The organism is Streptomyces sp. NPDC026673 (assembly GCF_040638135.1).
Lineage (GTDB): Bacteria > Actinomycetota > Actinomycetes > Streptomycetales > Streptomycetaceae > Actinacidiphila.
This window is the reverse complement of record NZ_JBEZXR010000033.1, coordinates 87,143-93,142: the sequence shown is the minus strand read 5'-3', so window position 1 is coordinate 93,142 and position 6,000 is coordinate 87,143. Positions and strand designations below refer to the sequence as shown.

The 6,000-nt window shown below is 73.9% G+C and carries 6 protein-coding genes; 3 read left to right on the top strand and 3 right to left on the bottom strand.

The features are described from left to right. Nucleotides 1-80 precede the first annotated feature (80 nt). The 3 genes from AB0F62_RS22760 to AB0F62_RS22750 all read right to left on the bottom strand — a co-directional run bounded on the left by AB0F62_RS22760 (nucleotide 81) and on the right by AB0F62_RS22750 (nucleotide 2,076). Complete coding sequence (locus AB0F62_RS22760) at nucleotides 81-491, bottom strand: DUF3040 domain-containing protein (RefSeq protein WP_361801890.1); 411 nt, start codon at nucleotides 489-491, stop codon at nucleotides 81-83. 235 nt (nucleotides 492-726) lie between these two features. Then, nucleotides 727-1,497 carry a methyltransferase domain-containing protein gene (locus tag AB0F62_RS22755; protein WP_361801887.1) on the bottom strand — a complete coding sequence of 257 codons (771 nt, stop codon included), beginning with the start codon at nucleotides 1,495-1,497 and terminating at the stop codon, nucleotides 727-729. Between the two features lie 87 nt (nucleotides 1,498-1,584). Then, complete coding sequence (locus tag AB0F62_RS22750; RefSeq protein WP_361801884.1) at nucleotides 1,585-2,076, bottom strand: SAV_6107 family HEPN domain-containing protein; 492 nt, start codon at nucleotides 2,074-2,076, stop codon at nucleotides 1,585-1,587. Nucleotides 2,077-2,275: 199 nt separating this feature from the next. On the opposite strand from AB0F62_RS22750, the gene AB0F62_RS22745 reads away from it, so the two are divergent. From AB0F62_RS22745 to AB0F62_RS22735, 3 genes are read left to right on the top strand one after another with little or no spacing between them, the layout of a single operon-like run. Continuing rightward, complete coding sequence (locus tag AB0F62_RS22745) at nucleotides 2,276-3,130, top strand: ATP-binding cassette domain-containing protein (protein WP_361801881.1); 855 nt, start codon at nucleotides 2,276-2,278, stop codon at nucleotides 3,128-3,130. After that, a complete protein-coding gene (locus AB0F62_RS22740) occupies nucleotides 3,102-5,216 on the top strand; it encodes a YhgE/Pip domain-containing protein (RefSeq protein ID WP_361801878.1) in 2,115 nt (704 codons plus the stop codon). The genes AB0F62_RS22745 and AB0F62_RS22740 overlap by 29 nt, the downstream gene beginning before the upstream one ends. Nucleotides 5,217-5,259: 43 nt before the next feature. Then, nucleotides 5,260-5,871 carry a TetR/AcrR family transcriptional regulator gene (locus AB0F62_RS22735; protein WP_361801875.1) on the top strand — a complete coding sequence of 204 codons (612 nt, stop codon included), beginning with the start codon at nucleotides 5,260-5,262 and terminating at the stop codon, nucleotides 5,869-5,871. Nucleotides 5,872-6,000: the final 129 nt, after the last annotated feature.

Genomic DNA, 6,000 nt, shown 5'->3' with positions numbered 1-6,000 from the left:
GGGGGGCCGGGGTGCTGACACCAGGGCGAGGGGGGGGGGGTTCCGGTCGGAACCCCGCCCCCTTCGCCGTGCTCGGAGTGTCAGTGGCCCTGCTCGTCGCGGCGGCGCTGCCACCGCTCCTCGATGCGGTCCATCATCTTGCGACGCGGCTGGTGGCGCCGGCCTCGTCCGGGGGCACCCGCTGTGGATTGCCCCGCGGGGGCCGCGGCCGTACCCGGTTTGGCGGCGCGGCGCCAGCCGGTGACGGCGAGAACGGCACAGCCGAGCATCACGAGGAAGCCCACGACGCTGATCCATGGCTGCTGGGCGATCATGCCTGCCATCAACAGCCCGATGCCCACCAGGAAGCCCGCCACAGCCAGGTAGACCCGCCGCCTGGTGTACGTGCGCAGCCCGCTTCCCTCAAGCGCCGACGCGAACTTGGGATCTTCGGCGTACAGCGCTCGCTCCATCTGCTCGAGCATGCGCTGCTCGTGCTCCGAGAGCGGCACGGAGTCCTCCTCCTCGTCGGTCGCGGGGGAGCGACCAGTACGACCCTTCCAGGATAGGCAGGGAATCGCCCCCGTGAAACCCGCCCCACTACGCCAATCCGACGGGGGGTGTTTTCCCCGTCGAACGCCACGTCATGCCAGCATACGGCCCTGAACCGGGAATCGGGGGGCGTGTGACGGACTCCTCCCGCTGGGTGACCGGAAGGTGTAGGGGCGAGGAGTCCGCCGCGGGGGCTCAGCCGCGCTCGGCCAGTACGTGCAACTGGGTCGCCACGGCGTGGAAGGCGGGCTGCTCGGCGGCGGCCAGCTCGAGGCGGAGCAGGGCGTCCATCGCGCCCGGTTCGGTGTCCACCAGGACACCGGGGACGAGGTCGGCGAAGACGCGCACGCCGTGCACGGAACCGACGCGCAGTCCGGCGTCGGCGACCAGCCCGGTCAGCTCGTCGGCGGTGAAGCGGCGGGGCATCGGATCGCCCTCGCCCCAGCGGCCGTCGGGGTCGTCGAGGGTGTGACGGGCCTCACCGAAGTGGCCGGCGAGCGCGCGGGCGAGCACGGCCCCGTGGCGGCTCGCGGCGAGCAGGCTGAGCGCGCCGGAGGAGCGCAGGGTGCCGGCGGCGTTGCGGACGCCCTCGGCCGGGTCGTCCACGTACTCCAGGACGCCGTGGCAGAGCACGACGTCGTGGCTGCCCGCGGGCACGACGTCGAGCAGTCCGTGGGCGTCGCCCTGTACTCCGCGGACGCGTTCGGTGACGCCCGCCTCCGCCGCGCGGCGTTCGAGGGCGAAGAGGGCGTCGGGGCTGGGGTCGACGACGGTCACCCGGTGGCCCAGACTGGCGACGGGCACCGCGAAGTTGCCGGTGCCGCCACCGGTGTCGAGCACGTCGAGGACGTCCCGTCCGGCGGCCTTGGCCTGCCGGTCGAGCGCGTCGCGCAGGACCTCCCAGACCACGGCGGTACGCAGGGCTGCGCGGGGCCGCAGCGGTTCGGCCCCTCCTGGACGGGACATGCGGACGGCTCCTCGCGGGCGGACGGGGCTGGGGACCGGTCGGCCCAGCCTGGAACCCACTCTAGTGGGCGGCCACCCGGCGGCCGATCAAGCGGGACGGTCGGTCCGCAGCGGGTCCGGCGCGGGCCTGAGGGCCAGCAGCCGCTCGACCAGCCGCAGGAACATCCCCGTCGCGCGGACGAGATCGTCGGCCTCGCGAAGGCTGACGGCACCCTGGATGCCGGCCTCGGCGCGGGCCCGTTGAGGGGCACCCGCCGCGAAGAGGGCGCTCCACTCCGTCAGTTCGGGCGCGATCTCGGGCAGCACCTCCCATGCGCTGCGTATCCGCTGCCTGCGCCGCCTGGTGGGTTCGGGGCGGCCGCGCACGGCGAGGACGGCGGCCGCGGTGCGCAGCGCGGCCAAGTGGGCGGTGGCGAAGCGCTCGTTGGGGGCCTCGAGGACGGCGGCCTCGTCAAGCCCCCGCCGGGCCTGGGCGAGCAGGTCGAGAGCGGCCGCGGGGGCGGTGGCCCTGCGCAGCACGGGATGGACGTCGGTGGCACTGCCGCCGGCGACGGCGGCCCTGCGGACTGGCGCGGTCATCACATACCTCCTGCCTTCGTATGACGTGTCCGACAGCTCCTGGCCTTCACCACTCATCGTGAAGCACCCCACTGACAATCACCCTGACCTGGGAAAACAGTCGCAGCACCCGGGCAAAGTCCGCGGATTCGCGGGTCGGTGACGCCGTGCGATACAGTTTTTGCACTGACTGGTCAGTTCAAAGAATGGGGGCGGGCGAGTGATCACCGCGGACGGCTTCGGACTCAAGGGGCCCCGGGGCTGGGTGTTCCGGGACGTCTCCTTCACCGCGCCGGCCGGCGCCCTGGTCGCCGTCGAGGGCCCCTCCGGCTCGGGCCGCACCTGTCTGCTGCTCTCGCTGACCGGCCGTATGCGCGCCACGGAGGGCCGGGCGGAGGTCGCCGGGTTCCGGCTGCCCAAGCAGCTCGCCGCGGTCCGCCGCGTCGCCGCGCTCGGCCCCGTCATCGGGGTCGCCGAGCTCGACCCGGCCCTCACCGTCGGCGAGCACCTGCGCGAACGGGTGCTGCTGCAGCGGCGGTTCGGCGACTCGCTGCGGGAACTGATCAGGCCCACCGGGTACGACGAGACCCGCAGCGCCTCCCCGCGAGGGTGGCGGCGGGTGGCCGGAGGCCGCGAAGCCGCGTCCCGGGCCCGGGTCGACGAGGCGCTGGCGGCGGCCGGGCTCGACCTCTCGGCGCTGCCCAAGGCCGAACGGACCGCCGCCCGGGACCTGGAACGGATCGAGGCCCTGCGCCTGGGCACCGCCCTGGCGCTGCTGGCCCGGCCGAAGGTGCTGGCGGTGGACGACGCCGACCACAAACTCGGGCCCGCCGAACGCGACCAGGCCTGGGAGATGCTGCGCGGCATCGCCGCGAGCGGCACGACCGTGCTGGCGGTGTGCTCCGAGGCGCCCGCGGACGCCGTGGTCGTGCGGACCCGGGGCCCCGCCGGGACGCACGCCGGAACTCCGCGGCACGGCGGGGAGGCCGACGCGGACGCAGCCGTGGGAAGCGACGACGAGAACACCGACGAGGAGGGGGCGGCCGATGCGCACGCCGAGGCTGGCCGTGCTTGAGCTGAGGAAGTTCGGCAGGGGGCGGCTGCCCCGCGCGGCCATGGTGTCGCTGCTGCTCCTGCCGCTGCTCTACGGCGCCCTGTACCTGTGGTCCTTCTGGGACCCCTACGGGCGGCTGGACAGGATCCCCGTCGCGCTGGTCAACGCCGACAAGGGCGCCACCGTGGACGGGGAGCGGCTCGCCGCCGGCGACTCCATAGCCGACGGCCTGCGGGACAGCGGCACCTTCGACTGGCACGAGACCAGTGCCGCCGAGGCCGCCAGGGGCGTCGAGGAGGGCACGTACTACCTGTCCCTCACCATTCCGTCCGACTTCAGCGAACGCGTCGCGTCGAGCTCCGGTGAGCATCCGCGGACCGGGGCCCTCCGCGTGCGCACCAACGACGCCAACAACTACGTCGTGGGGCAGATCTCCCGCACCGTCTTCTCCGAGGTGCGGTCGGCCGCCTCCACCCAGGCGTCGCGCGGCTTCTACGACAGGATCTTCGTGGCCTTCTCCGGCCTCCACGACGAGACGGTCCGGGCCGCCGACGGCGCGGACGACGTCACCAAGGGCGCGGGCACGGCCCGTACCGGCTCCAAGAAGCTCGGCGACGGCATCTCCACCGCCGAGGACGGCGCGCGGCGACTGGCCGGCGGGCTGCACACGGCGAAGAAGGGCAGCGGTTCCCTCGCGAACGGCCTGGGAGCCCTCGACACCGGCGCGGGGCGGGTCGCCGCGGGGACCCAGGCACTGGCCGACAAGGTGAACGGCGCCTCGGACGAACTGACCTTCGTCAAGCAGCACATCGAGGAGATCAACGCGGTGGCGCGGGCCGTCGCCCGGGGCTCGCAGACCGCCCGGGACGGACTCGCCGGCCTGCCGCGGCAGGCCGCGCAGGCGGCCGCGGACGCCAGGGCGGCCGCCTCCGAGATGCACGACACCTATGCGGAGCAGTGCCCGCTGGGCGGGGTCACTTCCCAGTGCCGGGCCCTGGGCAAGGCCGCGGACACCGCCGACGAGGTCGCGGACGTGGCCGCCCGCCTCGACACCTATGTGCACGAGCACACCGGGGCCCTCGACGATCTGCGCGACGACCTCGCCATGCTGCACTCGGCGGCCGTGAAGCTGTCCGACCCGGCCCTCGCCACCGACCTGCAGAACGCCGTCGGCGGCGTCAACCGGCTCAACGACGGCGCCCACCAGGTGGCGCGCGGCCTGCGGACCGCCTCCACGGGCGCCGGCACGCTCGACGCGGGCCTCCGGGACCTGGCGTCCGGAGCCGACACCCTGGCGGGCGGGATGTACCGGCTGTCGGACGGCAGCAACCAGTTGACCACCGGCCTGACCCGGCTGACCGACGGCAGCGGGACCCTCGCCGACGGCCTGCACGACGGCGCGTCCCGGATCCCCGACTACGGCGGCAAGGACCGTGCGGACCGCACCGAGGTCATGGCCGACCCCGTCCGGCTCGCCGCGCATTCGCTGCACAAAGCGCCCAACTACGGGACGGGATTCGCCCCCTACTTCATCCCGCTGTCCCTGTGGGTCGGCGCGATGGTCGCCTACATGCTGCTGCAGCCGCTCAGCAGGCGCGCCGTGGCCGCGGGCGCACCCGCCTGGCGGATCGCGGTCGCCGGGTGGCTGCCGGTGCTCGCCATAGGCATCGCGCAGACGCTGGCCCTGATGGCGGTGCTGCACTGGGCGATCGGTCTGCGGATGGCGCGAGCGGCCGCCACGATCGGCTTCCTCGTGCTGGTGACGGCCTGCTTCGCCGCCATCGTGCAGTGGCTCAACGCGCGCTTCGGGCCGGCGGGACGCGTGCTGGTGCTGGCGCTGCTCATGCTGCAGCTCACCTCGGCGGGCGGCACCTACCCGGTGCAGACCAGCCCGGGCTTCTTCAACGCCATTCACCCCTTCCTGCCCATGACCTACGTCGTCGAGGGGCTGCGGCACCTGATCACGGGCGGCGGGCTCTGGCCGGTGTGGCGGGCGGTCCTGGTGCTGGCGGCCTTCACCGCGGGCGCGCTGGCGCTCACCGCGGTGTCGGCGCGCCGCAAGCAGGTGTGGACCGTGGACCGGCTGCATCCGGAGCTGTCCCTGTGAGGCCGTACGAATCCGGACGGCGGGACCGTAGAGAATCGTCGTCATGAACAGTGCACGACGCCAGGCCACCCGGCAGAGGCTCTTCCAGGCCGCGGTCACGCTCATCGCCGAGCAGGGCTTCTCCGCGACCACGGTCGACGAGATCGCAGAGCGTGCCGGGGTGGCAAAGGGCACCGTCTACTACAACTTCGCCAGCAAGAACGAGCTCTTCGAGGAGCTGCTGCGGCACGGCGTCGGTCTGCTCACGGCCTCGCTGCGGGAAGCGGGGGCGGGAGTCACCGCCCGCGGCGGCAGCCATGTGGACGCGATCGACGCGATGATCCGCGCCGGGCTGGCCTTCATCGCCGAGTACCCCTCCTTCACGCAGCTGTACGTGGCCGAGCTGTGGCGCACCAACCGCGCGTGGCAGGACACGCTCATGGTGCTGCGCCGGGAGGCCGTGGCGGTCGTGGAGCAGACGCTGCGCGACGCGGTGGCGGCGGAGGAGCTGAGCGACGAGATCGATGTGCCGCTCACGGCCGCCGCGCTCTTCGGGATGGTGCTCGTCGCGGCGCTGGACTGGCTGTCGTTCCAGCCCGAGCGGTCGATCGACGACGTGCACGCAGCCCTGTCGCGGCTCCTGCAGGGGCGGGTCGCCGGGCACGCCCGCGCCTGAGCGCGGCCCGCCGGGGGCAGGGCCGCGCCGCCCCGGCGCGGCCCGATCCCCCGTCGGGCCGTTTCCGGGACGGCGCTCCCCCGTGCACCCCCGCTCCGTCCGGGCGCAGCGCCGTTCCGCCGCCCCGTG